Below are 311 nucleotides of genomic sequence, written 5' to 3'. Positions count from 1 at the left end.
GGCCCCAAGGGGTCAGCGCCGATGATCGAGCGTCCCGTGTCGTGGTGGGCCTGGGACGACTCGAACGTCCGACCTCACCCTTATCAGGGGTGCGCTCTAACCACCTGAGCTACAGGCCCAGAGCGATCGAGGCGCGCCGCCCGGCAAAGCCGAAGCGGAGCGCCGATCGCGCTATCTGGTGAGGAAGAGAAACGAGGACGGCGCCTGTCCCGCCAAATGGGTTCTGACTGAACCCTGTATCTAAATGATCTTCGATGGATGAACTGACGTTCGCTGGGTGCCGGCAGAGCCGGCGCCCATGTCCAAGAAAG

General features: G+C 63.0%; 1 protein-coding gene and 1 tRNA gene. Both read right to left on the bottom strand.

Features of this window, described 5'->3' with window-relative positions:
- Positions 1–42: 42 nt before the first annotated feature.
- A tRNA-Ile gene (locus tag AO398_RS04575) sits at positions 43–119 on the bottom strand.
- On the bottom strand, positions 110–311 hold a 202-nt coding region (locus AO398_RS29220), incomplete at its 5' end, for a hypothetical protein (RefSeq protein WP_210171923.1). The genes AO398_RS04575 and AO398_RS29220, both read right to left, overlap by 10 nt.

Origin of the sequence: Methylobacterium sp. GXS13 (genome assembly GCF_001455965.1) — a bacterium.
Lineage (GTDB): Bacteria > Pseudomonadota > Alphaproteobacteria > Rhizobiales > Beijerinckiaceae > Methylobacterium.
The sequence above is the reverse complement of the archived record's forward strand: the minus strand, read 5'-3'. Positions and strand labels throughout refer to the sequence as shown.